Source organism: Aeromonas sp. EU05-FHT14A05 (assembly GCF_058791175.1).
This window is the reverse complement of record NZ_JBYTDH010000002.1, coordinates 188,260-205,254: the sequence shown is the minus strand read 5'-3', so window position 1 is coordinate 205,254 and position 16,995 is coordinate 188,260. Positions and strand designations below refer to the sequence as shown.

The following is a 16,995-nucleotide window of genomic DNA, read 5'->3' as shown; positions in this document are numbered from 1 at the left end:
GCCATCAGCGCCATCAGGGGCGGCGCAAGAGCGAGGGAGAGGGGTTGGCGAGCAGACCGAACAGGGTGTCGAGCAGGAAGTCGGCCTCCCGAATCAGGTTGATGCGCTCCGGGAAGTGCAGCCAGTTGATGATGTAACCGTCCAGGGTGCAGTGCAGCAGGGTGGCGGCGCGGTGCAGATCCAGGTCGGCTGGCAGGTGGCCGAGGCGCACGGCGTTGGCCAGGGTGATCTCCAGATCCCGGAAGAAGTTGAATGATTGCACGCGCATGTGATCCCGCAGGGAGATGGCCTCTCCTTCCAGCGACTCCAGATTGAACATGATGGTGAACATCTGCTGGTGGGCGGGCTCGGTGCTGATCTTGTGCATCACCTCCTTGAGGAAGCTGCGCAGCTTGCCGAGGGGATCCGGCTCCTGCTCATCCACACAGGCGTCTAACTGGTGGGAGAGGGGGGCGCACAGCTCCTCCCACAGGGTGACGAACAGCTCCTCCTTGTTCTTGAAGTGCCAGTAGATGGCGCCCCGGGTCAGGTCTGCCGCCTTGGCGATGTCGGTCAGGTTGGTCTTCGCCAATCCCTGTTGGCAGAACAGATTCAGGGCCGTGCTCATGATGTGGCAGCGGGTCTGCTGCGCTTCTTCTTTGGTTCTTCTGGCCATCGGATCTGTACCTGTTAAAAGGGGAAAAAGTTACTTACATACATTTATGAATGTATGTATATTGCCTCATCTTCGCAGTTTTACCAACAGGGGCCCTATAAACCCTGTGGTTTTGTGGTTTTTTTTGTTTGAAACAGAGGCTCAGAAACTCCATGCATAAACACATTCTCGCACGTTCGGTGGGCCTTGCCTTGTTGGCAAGTGGCCTGCTGGCTGGTTGTGGCGACAAGGGCGAGGCCGGGCAAGGGGCGGGCGAGATGCCGCCTGCCGCCGTGGACGTGGTCACCCTCCATGCCGCACCGCTGCAACTCATGTCCGAGCTCACCGGCCGCACTGCCCCCCTGCGGGTGGCCGAGGTGCGCCCCCAGGTGAATGGCATCATCCTCAAGCGCCTGTTCACCGAAGGCAGCGACGTCAAGGCCGGCCAGCTGCTGTACCAGATCGATCCCGCCGTCTATCAGGCCGCCGTCGCCAGTGCCAAGGCCAATCTGGCCAAGGCGCAGGCCAACGAGCAGAGCGCCCGCCTCAAGGCCCAGCGTTATGCCGAGCTGGTGAAGGTGAAAGCCATCAGCCGTCAGGAGTATGACGACGCCGACGCGGCCTGGAAGCAGCAGGTTGCCGAGATCGGGGCCGCCAAGGCCGCCTTGCAGAGCGCCAACATCAACCTGGCTTATACCAGGATCACCGCCCCCATCAGCGGCCGCATCGGCAAGTCTGCGGTGACCGAGGGTGCCCTGGTCACCGCCCAGCAGGCGGACAGCCTCACCTCCATCTCCCAGCTCGATCCCATGTACGTGGACGTGCGTCAGTCCACCGCCGATCTGCTGCGCCTCAAGCGCCAGGTCGCCGCCGGCAAGCTGACCCAGGGCCAGCAGGAGGGCGCCAAGGTCAGCTTCCAGCTGGAAGATGGCAGCCAGTACGGCGAGCAGGGGACCTTGCAGTTCTCCGACGTGACAGTGGACGAGACCACCGGCATGGTGACCCTGCGGGTCCTGGTCCCGAACCCCCATGATCTGCTGCTGCCCGGCATGTTCATGCGCGCCACCCTGCAGGAGGGGGAGCGCCCGCAAGGCCTGCTGGTGCCCCAGACCGCCGTGACCCGCACACCGAAAGGCGGTGCCACCGTCATGGTGGTGACCGCGGACAACAAGGTCGAGCTGCGGGAAGTGCAGCTCAGCCGCGTGGTTGGCGACAGCTGGGTGGTGGAGTCCGGCCTCGATGCCGGCGAGAAGGTGATAGTGGCCGGTCTGCAGAAGGTCAAACCCGGTGCCCTGGTGGCGCCCGCTGAGCGCACCAGCACCACCACGACAGCACAAGCCGATCAGACCCAGGTCACCAAGCAGTAGGATGGAGTAGTCGCCTCATGGCACGATTTTTCATAGACAGACCCATTTTCGCCTGGGTGATTGCCCTGGTGATCATGTTGGCCGGGGCCATGGCCATCATAGGCCTGCCGGTCGCCCAGTACCCGACCATAGCCCCGCCAGCCGTCGGCATTTCCGCCAGCTACCCGGGGGCGTCCGCCAAGACGGTGGAAGACTCGGTGACCCAGATCATCGAGCAGAACATGACGGGGCTGGATCACCTTCTCTACATGTCTGCCCAGTCGGATTCTTCCGGCAACGTCAGCGTGACCCTCACCTTCAAGCCGGGTACCGATCCCGACATCGCCCAGGTGCAGGTACAGAACAAGCTGCAGCAGGCCATGTCGCTCCTGCCCCAAGAGGTGCAGCAGCAGGGCGTGCGGGTCCAGAAGACCTCCAGCAGCTTCCTGATGGTGGCCGCCTTCATCTCCACCGACGGCACCATGACCAACGATGACCTGGCGGACTATGTGGTGGCCAACATCAAGGAGCCCCTGAGCCGTCTGGACGGGGTGGGTGACATCACCTTGTTCGGCAGCCAGTACTCCATGCGCGTCTGGCTCGATCCCCACAAGCTCAACCGGGTGCAGATGACCCCGGCCGACGTGCAGGCCGCCATCCAGGCCCAGAACGCCCAGGTGGCCTTCGGCAAGCTGGGTGGCACCCCTGCGGTGAGCGATCAGCAATTTACCGCCACCATCATGGGCCAGACCCGGCTCTCCACCGTGGAGGAGTTCAACAACATACTGCTGCGGGTGAACCAGGACGGCTCCAAGGTGCTGCTCAAGGACGTGGCCCGGGTCGAGCTCGCCGGTGAAAACTACGACGCGACCGCGCTCTACAACGGCCAGGCCACGGCGGCGGTGGCGATCAAGCTGGCGACCGGTGCCAACGCCCTGGACACCGCCGAGCATGTCCGGGCCAAGCTGGGTGAGCTCTCCGAGTACTTCCCGGCCAACATGGAGATCGTCTACCCCTACGACACCACGCCGTTCGTGAAGATCTCCATTGAGGAGGTGGTGCAGACGCTGATCGAGGCCATCTTCCTGGTGTTCTGCGTCATGTATCTGTTCCTGCAGAACTTCCGGGCGACCCTGATCCCGACCATAGCGGTGCCCGTGGTACTGCTCGGTACCTTCGGGGTCATGGCGGCCTTCGGCTTCTCCATCAACACCCTGACCATGTTCGGTCTGGTGCTGGCCATCGGCTTGCTGGTGGATGACGCCATCGTGGTGGTGGAGAACGTGGAGCGGCTGATGAGCGAGGAGGGACTCTCCCCGCTGGAAGCGACCCGCAAGTCCATGACCCAGATCACCGGCGCCCTGGTGGGCATCGCCCTGGTGCTGTCGGCGGTGTTCGTGCCCATGGCCTTCTTCGGCGGCTCGACCGGTGCCATCTATCGCCAGTTCTCCCTCACCATAGTCTCGGCCATGGTGCTCTCAGTGCTGGTGGCGCTGATCCTGACCCCGGCGCTCTGTGCCACCCTGCTCAAGCCCATGAAACACGGGGAGTTCGGTGCCCAGCGCGGCTTCTTCGGCTGGTTCAACCGCTTCTTCGACACCAACGCCAACCGTTACCAGAACGGCGTGCGCAAGGTGATCAAGCAGGGGACCCGTTACAGCATTATCTATGTGGCCATGCTGGCGGTGCTGGCGGTGCTCTTCATGCGCCTGCCCACCTCCTTCCTGCCGGAAGAGGATCAGGGGGTCATCATGTCCATGGTGCAGCTGCCGGTGGGGGCCACCAAGGAGCGTACCGAGGTGGTGCTGGCCGACATGCGCGACTACTTCCTCAAGAACGAGAAGGAGAACGTCGATTCGGTGCTGACGGTGGCGGGCTTCAGCTTTGCCGGTAGCGGCCAGAACAGCGGCATGGCCTTCATCAAGTTGAAGGACTGGAGCGAGCGTCAGGGGGAAGCGCGCAGTGCCAACGCCATCATTGGCCGCGCCATGGGCTATCTGTTCAGCATCAAGGAGGCACAGGTGTTCGCCTTCAACCTGCCTCCCATACCGGAACTCGGCACGGCCACCGGCTTCGACTTCTTCCTGCAGGACCGCGGTGGTCTGGGGCACGAGAAGCTGATGCAGGCTCGTAACCAGTTGCTCGGCATGGCGGCGCAGGATCCCAACCTGGTGCGGGTACGCCCGAACGGGATGGAAGACACTCCCCAGCTCGACATCAAGATCGATTACGAGAAGGCGCTGGCCCAGGGGCTCTCCATCAGCGACATCAACAACACCCTGTCGGCGGCCTGGGGCTCTTCTTACGTGAACGACTTCGTCGACAGAGGCCGGGTCAAGAAGGTCTACCTGCAGGCGGATGCCCCCTTCCGGATGAACCCGGAGGATCTCAAGCTGTGGTACGTGCGCAACAGCGCGGGCCAGATGGTGCCCTTCTCCGCCTTCGCCAGCACCGAGTGGAGCTTCGGCTCGCCCCGTCTTGAGCGTTACAACGGCGTCTCCGCCATGGAGATAGTCGGTGAAGCGGCGCCGGGCAAGAGTACGGGTGACGCCATGGCGGCCATAGAGCAGATGGTGAAACAGCTGCCGGAAGGCATCGGCATCGAGTGGACCGGGCTCTCCTTCCAGGAGCGTCAGGCAGGCTCCCAGGCGCCGGCGCTCTACGCCATCTCCCTGCTGGTGGTCTTCCTCTGTCTGGCGGCCCTGTACGAGAGCTGGAGCATTCCGTTCTCCGTCATGCTGGTGGTGCCGCTCGGGGTACTGGGCGCCATACTGGCGGCTACCCTGCGCGGGCTTGAGAACGACGTCTACTTCCAGGTAGGCCTGCTCACCACCATAGGGCTCTCGGCCAAGAACGCCATCCTGATCGTGGAGTTCGCCAAGGAGCTCCATGACAAGGGGATGAAGCTCGGCGATGCGGTGGTGGAAGCCTCCCGCCAGCGTCTGCGCCCGATCCTGATGACCTCCCTCGCCTTCATCCTCGGCGTCTTGCCGCTGGTGATAAGCACAGGTGCCGGCGCCAGCAGCCGCAACGCCATCGGCACCGGCGTCATGGGGGGGATGATCACTGCGACCGTGCTGGCCATCTTCTTCGTGCCGCTCTTCTTCGTGCTGGTGATGCGTTACTTCACCAAGCAGAGTTCAGCCGAGGAGCGCGCCGCGCTGACCAAGGAGACCCAACATGACTAAGACCCTGGTCGCCCTGAGTGTGACGCTGCTGCTGGGGGCCTGCTCCATGGCCCCCGATTACCAACGCCCCGAGGTGCCGCAAGGCGCCTCCTGGCAAGAGAACCTCGCCACCCAGGGGGCGCTGGCGCCCTGGCAGCAACAGTTCCTCGATCCGGCGCTGCAAAAGCTGATCGACACCGCCCTTGAGAACAACCGGGATCTGCGGCTCGCGGCCCTCAACGTCGAGGCCTATGAGGCCAGATACCGGATCCAGCGGGCGGCCCAGTTGCCGACCCTGGCCGCCAGCGGCTCCGGCACCCGTCAGCAGGGATCCGACGATCTCAGCAGCACGGGGCAGGGGAGCATCAGCAGCCAGTACGGCGCCGACATCGGCATCACCGCCTATGAGCTGGACCTGTTTGGCCGGATCCAGAGCCTGAAAGATCAGGCGCTGGAGAACTACCTGGCGCAAATCGAGACCCAGCGCAGCACCCAGATAGCGCTGATCGCCTCGGTGGCGAATGCCTATCTCACCCTGCTGGCGGATCAGGAGCTGCTGGCCCTGAGCCAGGCGACGCTGGCGACCGAGCAGGAGAGCTATGCCCTGACCCTGCACAAGTACCGGCTGGGAGCGGCTTCCGAGATGGAGCTGGCGCAGGGGCGCACCGCGCTCGAGAACGCCCGGGTCAGCCAGGCGCAATACCAGCGTCAGGTGAAACAGGACAGAAACGGTCTGGCCCTGCTGCTCGGCACAGAAGTGCCGGTGCTGGAAGGGCAACCGGCGACCCTGGCCGAGGTGAAGCTGGCGCCGATCCCGGTGGGGGCCCCCTCCAGCCTGCTGCAACAGCGGCCCGACATACTGGCGGCGGAGCACAGCCTGAAGGCGGCCAATGCCAATATCGGCGCGGCCCGTGCCGCCTTCTTCCCGACCATCTCGCTCACCGCGACGGCGGGCACCGCCAGCAACCAGCTGAGCGGGCTGTTTGACGGCGGCACCGGCACCTGGACCTTCATGCCCCAGATAAACCTGCCCATCTTCGACGGTGGCAAGCGCGTGGCGGATCTGGACGTGGCCGAGGTCGGCACCAAGCAGGCGGTGGCGAGCTACGAGAAGAGCATCCAGACCGCCTTCAAGGAGGTCGCGGATACCCTCGGCGCCCAGGCGGACTACCAGCAGCAGCTGCAGGCCCAGCAGGATCTGGTGGATGCCAACCAGACCTACTTCAAGCTGGCGGAGTTCCGCTACGAGCAGGGGGTGGACAGCTATCTGACGAGGCTGGATGCCCAGCGCTCCCTGTTCAGCGCGCGGCAGGGGCTGATCAGCACCCGCCTGGCCCAGCTCAGCAACCAGGTCGCCCTCTACAAGGCGGTCGGCGGTGGCTGGCAGGCCCCCAAGGAGGCCCCGGCGGCCTCCGAAGGGCAGGGCTAGTCTCTCATCCGTTGCTGACAATGTGACAAAACGGGGCGAACCGCAGGGTTCGCCCCGTTTTTATGTGTAAATGGCCGCCTCTTCTGGACACTTCGCTGCCGAGCGCAGGCCCGGTTCGCGAACGCCAGGCTTGCCCAGACCGAGATAGAAAAAGGCTCGCATCGCTGCGAGCCTTGCTATGTCTGGTGCCGGAAACAGGAGTCGAACCTGCGACCTTCGCATTACGAATGCGCTGCTCTACCAACTGAGCTACACCGGCTTGTCCCTAGATTCCCGAAAATGTGCAGGCAAGTCAATGAGCCCGGACTGTTTTTATGAGCCTGCTCATGGAGTTACGGGCACACTTCAGAGATCGACGAATTCCGGAATGTGGGCGCGGCCACGGCTCTCGAGAAACGCGAGCAGGGCGCGGGGGGAGCGCGCCAGGATCCGCTCCTCGGGGAAGCCGGCCTCGGTCACCAGCCGGTGGCAGTGGTCGAAATCCCCCAGGCTGAAGGCCACGTGGGAGTCTGAGCCGAAGGTGAGATAGGCACCGAGGTCGCGCGCCGCCTCGACGATGGCGCGGCAGTTGCCTTCACTGCCCGGACGGGAGTGACTGAAGGAGGAGTTGTTGATCTCCAGCGCCACCCTGTATTCGGCGGCGGCCCTGACCACGGCCTGGATGTCGATGGGAAAAGCCGGATTGCCCGGGTGGCTTATCATGTCGACCCGGCCGCTCTTGATGGCGTTGATCATGGCCTGGGTATGGGTTGCCTGATCGCAGGGAGGAAACACGGGTTCATGGAAGCCGGCCATGATCATGTCGAGGCGCGACTCGTAGCGCTCGGGGAAGTCGATTTCGCCGTCTATGTTTTTGATGTTGGCCTCGATACCGCGCAGTATGCCGACCCCGTCCACCACCCGCGGCAGCACGTGCAGGTTGACGAAGTGCCAGAAGTGAGGGGCATCGGCCATGTCGGGGCCGTGATCCGTGGTGGCGAACAGCTTGATCCCCTTGGCCCTGGCAATGGGCAGGTAATCGTGAAGGGTGCTGTAGGCGTGGGTGCTGGCGACGGTGTGCGTGTGGGTATCGACCGTATACTTCATCTTCTCTCCCCTCTGGCATGAGGCGCCAGCATAGCAAAATTGGCGGACTCGGGCCATGTGGCGGCTTGCCATACTTTGTCACAAATTACGCCAGGACTGACAAAGTCTGACCACCTTTGTCTGCGAGCATAGCCCCATCGATGCAAGCCTGAACTCTCATCGATGAGTCGAAACTGGATGATTCGACTCACTTTTCCCCACCGTCGCCCCTGCGACGGTTTTTTTTCGCCCGCAATCTTCGCCGCCATCCGGATAAAAAAATGCCCAACTAGCATGGCGCAAGTTGGGCGAGACTTAATGTTTAATTGCAGTGGCATAGATATAGAGTCCGGCCTGGCCGCTAAGTTCCCATCTTGTTCCCGCTTTTTTGGTTGAAAACATTTCGCCAACACCTGTTCACATTCTCTTGACATGACTGGGCGTGAAACGTACTTTTTAAACATTCGTTTAAGTGAGGTGTCCAGTGAGTAAAATCGATACCAAAAACCGTATTCTCGATGCCGCCGAGGTGCTGTTTGCCGAGCGGGGATTCGCCGATACCTCGTTGCGTCTGATCACCAGCGAGGCCGATGTGAACCTGGCCTCGGTCAACTACCACTTCGGCTCCAAAAAGGAGCTGATCCAGGCGGTGCTCGATCGTTACCTGAGTATCTTCATGCCGGCGCTGGATGCGCGGCTGCAGACCCTGATGGTGCAGGAGCAGCTGACCCTGCTGCAGGTGTTCGAGAGCTTCGTCGATCCCCTGATGAAGCTGGTGGCGGTGCGGGCCAACGGCCCGGCGCTTTTCATGCAGTTGCTGGGGCGCGGCTACATCGACAGTCAGGGCCACCTGCGCCGTTTCATCACCACCCACTATGGGGCGACCCTGCACGGGATCACCCAGGCGATTTCCAAGGCCAACCCGGCCCTGTCGCCGGCGGATCTCTTCTGGCGCCTGCACTTCACCCTGGGCACAGTCGTGTTCACCATGGCTTCCGCCGATGCCCTGCGTGACATCGCCCAGGCCGATTTTGGCCAGCAGCTCGATGTGGAAGGGCTGGTGCGCAACGTTATTCCTTATCTGGCGTCCGGTGTCGGGGCGCCCGTGGAGTCGACCAGGCTCTCCCTGGCCGTGTAACACCTAACAATAATCAACGGAAACAGTGAAATAGAAGGAACTTCGGTATGATCACATTGCTTGTCCTGCTGGTGCTGGCGATAGCCGTGGTACTCGGCGTGCCCGCCATCCGTAAAAAGGTGGTAACTCGTCCCGTGTTCGGCATCTTCAAGAAGATACTGCCGCCCTTGTCGGCCACCGAGCGGGAGGCCATGGAAGCCGGCTCCGTCTGGTGGGATGGCGAGCTGTTTCGCGGCAACCCGGATTGGAAGAAACTGCATGGTTACGGCAAGGCGACCCTGAGCGCCGAGGAGCAGGCCTTCATCGACAATCAGGTCGAGACCCTGCTCGCCATGGTGGACGACTTCAAGATCGTCAACGAGACCAAGGACCTGCCGGAGCCGGTCTGGGACTACCTGAAGAAGGAAGGCTTCTTCGCCCTGATCATCCCGAAATCCTATGGCGGCCGCGAGTTCTCGGCCATTGCCAACTCCACCATAGTCACTCGCATCGCCACCAAGAGCCTGAGCGTGGCGGTCACCGTGATGGTGCCGAACTCCCTGGGCCCGGGTGAGCTGCTGATGCACTACGGCACCCAGGCCCAGAAGGACTTCTGGTTGCCGGGGCTGGCCAACGGCAAGGAAGTACCCTGCTTCGCCCTGACCGGTCCGGAAGCAGGCTCGGATGCGGGCGCCATCCCGGACAAGGGGATCGTCTGCAAGGGCATGTACAAGGGGGAGGAGGTCCTCGGGCTTCGCCTGAACTGGAACAAGCGCTACATCACCCTGGCGCCCCGCGCCACCGTGCTGGGTCTGGCGTTCAAGATGTACGATCCGGACAAGTTGCTGGGTGACAAGGAAGAGATCGGCATCACCTGTGCCCTGATCCCCACCAACCACCCGGGTGTGCGGGTCGGCGATCGCCACTACCCCATGGGGCTGGCGTTCCTGAACGGTCCGACCTTCGGCAAGGATGTGTTCATTCCGCTCGACTGGATCATCGGCGGCCCGGACTACGCCGGCCGCGGCTGGCGCATGCTGGTGGAGTGCCTCTCCGCCGGTCGCGGCATCTCGCTGCCTGCCCTGGGCACCGCCTGTGGCCACATGGCGAGCCGCACCGTGGGCGCCTACTCCTATGTGCGCAAGCAGTTCGGCATGTCCATCGGCAAGTTTGAAGGGGTGCAGGAAGCGCTGGCCCGCATCGGTGGTCTCACCTACCAGCTGGAAGGGGCACGTCGCATGACGGCAGGTTCCCTGGATCTCGGCCAGGCACCCGCCATCGTCACCGCGATTTCCAAGTACCACATGACCGAAATGGCGCGCCAGGTGATGGACGACTCCATGGACATCCACGCCGGTCGCGCCATCCAGCTCGGCCCGAAAAACTACACCGGCTACGCCTACATGGGCATTCCGGTCGCCATCACGGTGGAGGGGGCCAACATACTGACCCGCAACCTGATGATCTTCGGGCAGGGTGCCACCCGCTGCCACCCCTACGTGTTTGCCGAGCTGGAAGCAGCCGCCGACACCGACGTGGAGCGTGGCCTCGAGAAGTTTGACGCCCTGCTGATGAAGCACATCGCGTTCGGCACCGGCAACTTCTTCGGCGCCCTGTTCCAGGGGCTGACCCTGGGGCAGTTCAACAATGCCCCCGTGGGAGGGGAAACCGCTCGCTACTACAAGCAGCTCTCTCGCATGAGCAAGGGGCTGGCCCTGTGTGCCGACGTCTCCATGCTGATGCTGGGTGGCGATCTCAAGCGCAAGGAGATGATCTCCGCCCGTCTGGGTGACGTGCTGAGCCACCTCTATCTGGCCTCCGCCACCCTCAAGCACTACGAGGATCAGGGCCGCATGGTCTCGGATCTGCCGTTCGTGCAGTACGCGGTGGAGCGCAACCTTTACCTCATCGGCAAGGCGTTCGAGGGCTTCTTCCAGAACTTCCCGAACAAGGTGGTGGGCGCCGTGCTCAAACGGGTGGTGTTCCCGTTCGGCGTGGGCTACAAGATGCCGGCAGACAAGCGTTGCCACGCCATCTGTCTGGCCATGATGACGCCGGGGGAGTTCCGCGACCGCCTGACCGCGCTCTGCTACGTGGGCAAGGATGACGCTGACCCTGTCGGTCTGATGGAGCGCGCCTTCCAGGCCATGGTGGTGGTGCAGCCCATCGAGAAGAAGCTGGTGCAGGCCCAGAAAGAGGGCAAGCTGCCTCGCAAGATGGCCCTGCCGGAGCTGGTGGCCGCGGCCCTGTCCCAGTCCATCCTCGGCAAGGAGGAGGCCGACAAGCTGCTGGCCGCCGATGCCCTGCGCTACGAGGCGATCCAGGTGGACAACTTCGCCCCGGGCGAGCTGGAAGGCCTGTCTCAACCGAACCCGGTCGTGCACGCCGCCTGACCCCGAGAGTGAACCGACAACCGGCCCATGTGGCCGGTTTTTTTGTTTGTTAACCAGGCATTTACAACCTCGATTAATTCCAGTTAAATGCAATGGCCCCCACCCTTGGGGCAGGAAGCAAGGCCAGCGGAATGGCCAACAACAACAAACTCAGGAAGAGTGAATGAACCTCGCCAAAACGGCGATCGAACGCCCCATCTGGGTGGCGGTCTCGGTCGTGCTGATTTTTTTGCTGGGCCTGCTCAGCATCCGGGGACTGCCAGTCCAGCTGTTTCCCGACATTGACCGCCCGCACCTCAACATCTCGGTGGACTGGCGCTCGGCCTCGCCCCAGGAGATGGAGTCGGAGATAACCGACCCCATCGAGCAGGAGATGCAGGGGGTACAGGGGCTCAAGAGCCTCACCAGCAACAGCTACCCCGGCTTCACCGAGATCGACATGGAGTTTGCCCTCGGCACCGACATGCAGCGGGCCCAGCTCGACGTCATCTCGCGGCTGAACCGGGTCTCCGGCCTGCCGGACAACATCGGCGGTCCCTACGTTAACAACTACAGCAGCAACGACACCCTGACCTTCTTCTTCATCCAGCAGTTGCCTGGCGCCAAGGGGGAGATAGACGATCACCAGGCGCTGATCGAGGCGAGGGTCAAGCCGGAGCTTGAGCGCATCCCCGGGGTATCGACCGTGGAGGTGGAGGGGATCAACGAGCGCCAGATCCAGATCCGCTTCGACCCCTATCGCGCCGCCGAGCTGGGGGTGGAGATCCCCGTGCTCGCCAGCCGGGCAACCACCGACTGGGATGTCTCTGCCGGTACCCTCGACATCGGCCGCTGGGAGTACAAGCTGCGCTTCGCCGGTCGCTACGATGTGGCAACCCTGGGGGACAAGGTGGTGGACTGGCGGGACGGCCTGCCCATCTATCTGCGGGATGTGGCCGAGGTGAGGCTGGCCCGGGAGGAGAACCCGGTGCTGCGCATCCAGAACGGCAATACCGCCATCGCGGCGCAGATCTTCAAGGAGAGCGGGGCCAATGCCCTGGCGGCGCTGGAGGGGATCAAGGCCAAGGTGGAGGAGCTCAACCGGGAGGTGCTGGAGCCGGTCGGGCTGCACATGGAGCAGTCGTTCGATGCCTCCCTCTACATCAACCGGGCGGTGGGCATGGTGACCGCGAACCTGGGGCTCGGCGTGCTGCTCTCCTGCGCCATCCTCTGGGTCTTCCTGCGCCAGCTCAAGGCGACCCTGATGATAGCGATCGCCATCCCCATCAGCATCATGCTCACCTTCTGCCTGCTCAAGGTGATGGGCCGCACCCTCAACATCATCTCCCTGGCGGGGATCGCCTTTGCCGTCGGCATGGTGCTCGATGCGGCCATCGTGGTGCTGGAGAGCATCTACCGGCGCCACGAGCGGGGGGATTTGAACAAGGCCGAGGCGGCGCTGGCGGGCACCCGGCAGGTGTGGACCGCCCTGGTGGCCTCCACCCTGACCACGGTCGCCATCTTCCTGCCGGTACTCTTGCTCAACGACGTGGAGGGGCAGCTGTTCGCAGACCTGGCGCTCACCATCGCCTGCGCCGTCACCGTCTCCATGGTGGTGGCGGTGACAGTGCTGCCGGCGGTGGCGGCGCGCTGGATGGGGTCTGAGCGGCTGCTGGATCCCTATGACAGCCAGTGGCAGCGCATCACCCGCCACCTGATCCGCTGGACCGGCACGGCCCCCCGGCGCTGGGCCATCATCGCCCTGATGATGACGGGGCCTGTGCTGGCCAGCTGGCTGCTGCTGCCCAAGATGAACTACCTGCCGGACGTGAAGCGTGACGCCATCGATGTGTGGATGAGCTTCACCCCAGGGGTCAACCTCAAGGCCCAGCGCGAAGAAGTGATAGACACCCTGATCGCCCGCCTCGATCCCTACATGAAGGGGGAGAAGGAGCCGGCCCTCAAGAACTACTACATATTGCGCTACCCGGGCGGTGCCCAGATCGGGGTGCGGCCAAAAGAGGAGAGTCAGATCAAGGCGCTGGAGCAGCTCCTGATGAAACAGCTGCTGGTGGGGATCCCCGATACCCGGGCCTTCGGTGGTCAGGGCTCCCTGTTTGGCGGCTTCGACAGCGAGAACGGCATCTCACTGCTGATCCAGGGGGGCGAGCTGCCGGCGCTCTATCAGGCGGCGCGGCAGAGCATGGCCATAGTGCAGCGGGACTTGCCGGGGGCCCAGATAAGGCCTGAGCCCGGGCTCGATTTCACCGCCCCCGAATTGCGGCTGGTGCCCCAGGACAGGCGTCTGGCCGAGGTGGGCTGGGATCGCAGCCCCATGCCCGCCATCATCCAGACCTTCGGCGACGGCCTGCGGGTCGGCGAGTATTTCGACGGGGAGGAGCGGCTCGACATCCTGCTGATGGGTCAGGCCTCCGCCAACCCGGACGAGCTGAAGGCGGTGCCGCTCGCGACGCCGTCCGGGCGCATCGTCCCCCTCGGCGAGCTGCTGCGGGTGGAGCCCGGCCTCGGGCCTGAGAGCATCTTTCGGGCCGACGGGCGGCGCAGCATCAGCCTGCAGATCACCCCGCCTGAGGGGATGAGCATGGAGCAGGTGCTGGAGACCCTGCAGACCAAGAGCTTTGCCGCCATCCGGCCGCTGCTGCCCGCCGGTGGCGAGCTGAGGGTCGCCGGCAATGCCGACAGCCTGCAGCAGGCGCTGGACAACCTGGGGAGCATCTTCCTGTTTGCGGTGATGATACTGCTCATCTTGCTGTGGGGGGTCTTCGCCTCCCTCAAGGATGCCGTGCTGGTGCTGCTCACCCTGCCGCTCGCCTCGGTGGGCGGCGTGCTGGCATTGCACCTGAGCGGCCTCCTGGTGCCGCTGCCGATGGATCTCTTGACCATCATCGGCTTCGTCATCCTGCTGGGGCTGGTGGTCAACAACGCCATCCTGCTGGTGCACCAGACCCGGATGGCGGAGCGGGACGGCCTGAGCCGCCAGTCGGCGGTGGCCGATGCCCTGCAAAGCCGGATGAGGCCCATCGCCATGACCAGCCTCACCAGCATCTTTGGCATGCTGCCCCTGATGCTGAGCCCGAGCGAGGGGAGCGAAATCTACCGGGGGCTCGCCACCGTCATCGTCGGCGGCATGAGTTGCAGCACCCTGTTCACCCTGATCCTGTTACCCGCCTTCCTCCGTCTCGGGGAGCAGGCGGAGATCCCACAACCCCTGCGCCAGCGGGCCTGAGCAAGGAGCTTATCGATGACGCATATGTTCACAAGGATGATGGTGGGGGCCCTGCTGCTGGCAGGGGGGCTGCCCGCGCTGGCACAAGACAAGATAGTGACCCTGGCGGATGTAACCCAGGGGGAGGCGGGGGCCAGCATCTGGGTCAGCGGCACAGTGGCGAGCCGCCAGCAGGCGGCGCTCAGCGCCGAGGTGAGCGGCCGGGTGGAGTGGATTGCCGAGTTCGGCAGCCGGGTGAAGGCGGGGGACGAGCTGCTGCGCCTGGACAGCGCGATCCTGCGCCTCTCCCTGGAGCAGTCCCGGGCCGAGCAGGCGAGAGAGGGGAGCAACCTGCGCTACGCCCGCGCCGAGTTCCAGCGCCTGGATAGGTTGCACCAGCAGAAGAGTGCCTCCCAGAGCCAGTACGACAAGGCGCGCTATGACGTGGAGCAGGCGGAGCTGGCCGAGCAGCTGGCCCGGGTACAGGTGCGCCAGATCGAGGCGCAGTTGCAAAGGACCCACATCTTCGCCCCCTTCGACGGTGTGGTGAACGAGCACTTCATCCAGCCGGGGGAGCACGTGGACGCGGGCGAGCGGGCGCTGGAGCTGGTCAACCCGGCGCAGCCTGACATCCGGCTGCGGGCGCCCATCGTCTGGGCCAGCCAGCTGGAAGCAAAGGCCAGGTTGCGAGTGGAAGGGGAGCAGCTTAGCGGCCACGCCGTCTATTACCAGAGGGCGGCGAGCGCCGATCCCAAGTCGCGCCTCATCGAGCTGCGCCTCAGGCCAGAGCCGGGCCGCTTCATCATAGGCTCGCCGGTGCGGGTGGCGTTGCCCCTGGGAGAGCAGCAGACCATGCTGCTGCCACGGGATGCCCTGGTGCTCGGCACCGAGGGGAGCGTGGTCTATCAGGTGGAGCAGCGCGGCGAGGCGCTGACCGTGAACCGGGTGCCGGTCACAGTGCTGTTTGGCGACAGCCTGCAGGTGGCGGTGAGCGGGGCGCTCAAGCAGGGGGACAGGGTGGTGGTGCGCGGCGCCGGCAGCCTGCAGGACGGCGACAAGGTGGCGCTGTTTCGCGGTTGAACCGGGTTTGGCGCCATAAAAAAACGGCTCCCGCGGGAGCCGTTTTTGGTGCCGGTGAAGGGAAATTACTCGACCATCATCACCTTGCAGGTATTGGTACTGCCCACGGTTTCCATCTTGTCGCCGTGGGTCAGCAGCACCATGTCGCCGCTCTGGACCAGACCCTTGGCCTTGAGCACGTCCAGTGCCTCGCGGCACACCTCGTAGACAGGTTTGCTCTCGTCCCCGTCGAACAGCACCGGGGTGACGCCGCGATAGAGGTTGGTCCAGGCCAGCGTCTTGTTGTGGGGGGACATGGCGAAGATCGGCAGGCCGGAGCTGATGCGGGACATCAGCAGCGGTGTGGTGCCGGACTCGGTCAGTGCCACTATCGCCTTGACCCCTTCCAGGTGGTTGGCGGCATACATGGTGGACATGGCCACGGCCTCTTCCACCGAGGTGAAGGTGTAGCTCATGCGGTGGTTGGAGACGTTCAGGCTAGGGTGCTTCTCGGCGCCCACGCAGACGCTGGCCATGGAGGTGACCGTCTCGATGGGAAACTGGCCGGCGGCGGTCTCGGCGGAGAGCATCACCGCATCTGTACCGTCCAGCACGGCGTTGGCCACGTCCATGACTTCGGCACGGGTCGGCAGCGGCGCGTTGATCATGGACTCCATCATCTGGGTCGCGGTGATGACCACGCGGTTCAGGCGGCGGGAGTGGCGAATGAGCTTCTTCTGCACGCCCACCAGCTCGGGATCGCCTATCTCGACGCCGAGATCCCCACGGGCCACCATGACGGCGTCGGAGCCGAGGATGATGTCTTCCATCGCCTCGTCGCTGGCGACGGTCTCGGCGCGCTCGACCTTGGCCACTATCTTGGCGTTGGAGCCGGCTTCGCGGGCCAGCTCGCGGGCGTAGCGCAGATCATCGCCGCTGCGGGGGAAGGAGACCGCCAGATAGTCCACATTCATGCGGGCGGCGGTCTTGATGTCTTCCTTGTCCTTCTCGGTCAGGGCCGGTGCGGAGAGACCGCCCCCTTTCTTGTTGATGCCCTTGTTGTTGGAGAGGGGGCCCGCCACCGTCACTGTGGTGTGGATGCGGGTGCCTTCGACCTGCTCGACTTTCAGTTGCACGCGGCCATCGTCCAGCAACAGGATGTCGCCGGCCACCACGTCGTTTGGCAGGCTCTTGTAGTCGATGCCGACCTGCTCCTGGCAGCCTTCGCCCTTGCCGAGGGCGGCATCGAGGATGAACTTGTCACCGATGGCGAGATAGACCTTGCCATCCTTGAAGGTGGAAACGCGGATCTTGGGGCCTTGCAGGTCCCCCATGATGGCCACATGACGGCCCAGCTTGGCGGCGATTTCACGCACCTGGTTGGCGCGCAGGATATGATCTTCAGGAGTGCCGTGAGAGAAGTTCATCCGCACCATGTCGGCACCGGCGCGAATGATCCCCTCGAGGATGCCGTCGCGATCGGTCGCCGGACCGAGTGTGGTTACAATCTTTGTACGTCTTGGCATGAAAGACTCCGATGTGAAGTTGATATGACTTGAAATACTGCCCCGTCAAGCATG

Annotated in this window: 10 protein-coding genes and 1 tRNA gene; 7 read left to right on the top strand and 4 right to left on the bottom strand. The window is 63.8% G+C overall.

Annotated elements, in window-relative coordinates; translation table 11 throughout:
• Positions 1-13 precede the first annotated feature (13 nt).
• Entirely contained in the window at positions 14-655 is a 642-nt protein-coding gene (locus AC3WR3_RS04195; protein ID WP_139434716.1) for a TetR family transcriptional regulator, read from the bottom strand.
• 152 nt (positions 656-807) lie between these two features.
• On the opposite strand from AC3WR3_RS04195, the gene AC3WR3_RS04190 reads away from it, so the two are divergent.
• Genes AC3WR3_RS04190 through AC3WR3_RS04180 form a run of 3 tightly spaced genes read left to right on the top strand, consistent with a single transcriptional unit; the run spans position 808 to position 6,576 of the window.
• On the top strand, positions 808-2,001 hold the full coding sequence (locus AC3WR3_RS04190; protein WP_265436618.1) for an efflux RND transporter periplasmic adaptor subunit: 1,194 nt from the start codon (positions 808-810) through the stop codon (positions 1,999-2,001).
• A 17-nt stretch (positions 2,002-2,018) separates the two neighbouring features.
• Positions 2,019-5,168 (top strand): efflux RND transporter permease subunit, encoded by a 3,150-nt coding sequence (locus AC3WR3_RS04185; protein WP_492291247.1) that lies wholly within the window; start codon positions 2,019-2,021, stop codon positions 5,166-5,168.
• A complete protein-coding gene (locus AC3WR3_RS04180; RefSeq protein ID WP_492291246.1) occupies positions 5,161-6,576 on the top strand; it encodes an efflux transporter outer membrane subunit in 1,416 nt (471 codons plus the stop codon). The genes AC3WR3_RS04185 and AC3WR3_RS04180 overlap by 8 nt, the downstream gene beginning before the upstream one ends.
• 183 nt (positions 6,577-6,759) lie before the next feature.
• Here the strand turns inward: AC3WR3_RS04180 and AC3WR3_RS04175 are convergent.
• Positions 6,760-6,835, bottom strand: a tRNA-Thr gene (locus tag AC3WR3_RS04175).
• A gap of 86 nt (positions 6,836-6,921) precedes the next feature.
• Positions 6,922-7,662: a phosphatase gene (locus AC3WR3_RS04170; protein WP_492291245.1), complete on the bottom strand. Its 741-nt coding sequence runs from the start codon at positions 7,660-7,662 to the stop codon at positions 6,922-6,924.
• A gap of 463 nt (positions 7,663-8,125) precedes the next feature.
• Here AC3WR3_RS04170 and psrA point away from each other — a divergent pair, with 463 nt between their 5' ends.
• From psrA to AC3WR3_RS04150, 4 genes are all read left to right on the top strand, one after another.
• Positions 8,126-8,779, top strand: a complete 654-nt coding sequence (psrA, locus tag AC3WR3_RS04165) for a TetR family transcriptional repressor PsrA (protein ID WP_025327582.1) — start codon at positions 8,126-8,128, stop codon at positions 8,777-8,779.
• 47 nt (positions 8,780-8,826) lie between these two features.
• Positions 8,827-11,151 (top strand): acyl-CoA dehydrogenase, encoded by a 2,325-nt coding sequence (locus AC3WR3_RS04160; protein ID WP_492291244.1) that lies wholly within the window; start codon positions 8,827-8,829, stop codon positions 11,149-11,151.
• Positions 11,152-11,314: 163 nt separating this feature from the next.
• Positions 11,315-14,377: an efflux RND transporter permease subunit gene (locus AC3WR3_RS04155; RefSeq protein ID WP_492291243.1), complete on the top strand. Its 3,063-nt coding sequence runs from the start codon at positions 11,315-11,317 to the stop codon at positions 14,375-14,377.
• 15 nt (positions 14,378-14,392) lie between these two features.
• Positions 14,393-15,436, top strand: coding sequence for an efflux RND transporter periplasmic adaptor subunit (locus tag AC3WR3_RS04150; protein ID WP_492291242.1), 1,044 nt, complete (start codon positions 14,393-14,395; stop codon positions 15,434-15,436).
• Between the two features lie 65 nt (positions 15,437-15,501).
• On the opposite strand, the gene pyk is transcribed toward AC3WR3_RS04150, so the two are convergent.
• Positions 15,502-16,941: a pyruvate kinase gene (gene pyk / locus AC3WR3_RS04145; protein ID WP_139744459.1), complete on the bottom strand. Its 1,440-nt coding sequence runs from the start codon at positions 16,939-16,941 to the stop codon at positions 15,502-15,504.
• Between the last annotated feature and the right edge of the window lie 54 nt (positions 16,942-16,995).

Coding starts and splice junctions, on each gene's coding strand:
- AC3WR3_RS04195 (WP_139434716.1), bottom strand. CDS start 655: ATGGCCAGAAGAACCAAAGAAGAAGCGCAGCAGACCCGCTGCCACATC.
- AC3WR3_RS04190 (WP_265436618.1), top strand. CDS start 808: ATGCATAAACACATTCTCGCACGTTCGGTGGGCCTTGCCTTGTTGGCA.
- AC3WR3_RS04185 (WP_492291247.1), top strand. CDS start 2,019: ATGGCACGATTTTTCATAGACAGACCCATTTTCGCCTGGGTGATTGCC.
- AC3WR3_RS04180 (WP_492291246.1), top strand. CDS start 5,161: ATGACTAAGACCCTGGTCGCCCTGAGTGTGACGCTGCTGCTGGGGGCC.
- AC3WR3_RS04170 (WP_492291245.1), bottom strand. CDS start 7,662: ATGAAGTATACGGTCGATACCCACACGCACACCGTCGCCAGCACCCAC.
- AC3WR3_RS04160 (WP_492291244.1), top strand. CDS start 8,827: ATGATCACATTGCTTGTCCTGCTGGTGCTGGCGATAGCCGTGGTACTC.
- AC3WR3_RS04155 (WP_492291243.1), top strand. CDS start 11,315: ATGAACCTCGCCAAAACGGCGATCGAACGCCCCATCTGGGTGGCGGTC.
- AC3WR3_RS04150 (WP_492291242.1), top strand. CDS start 14,393: ATGACGCATATGTTCACAAGGATGATGGTGGGGGCCCTGCTGCTGGCA.
- pyk (WP_139744459.1), bottom strand. CDS start 16,941: ATGCCAAGACGTACAAAGATTGTAACCACACTCGGTCCGGCGACCGAT.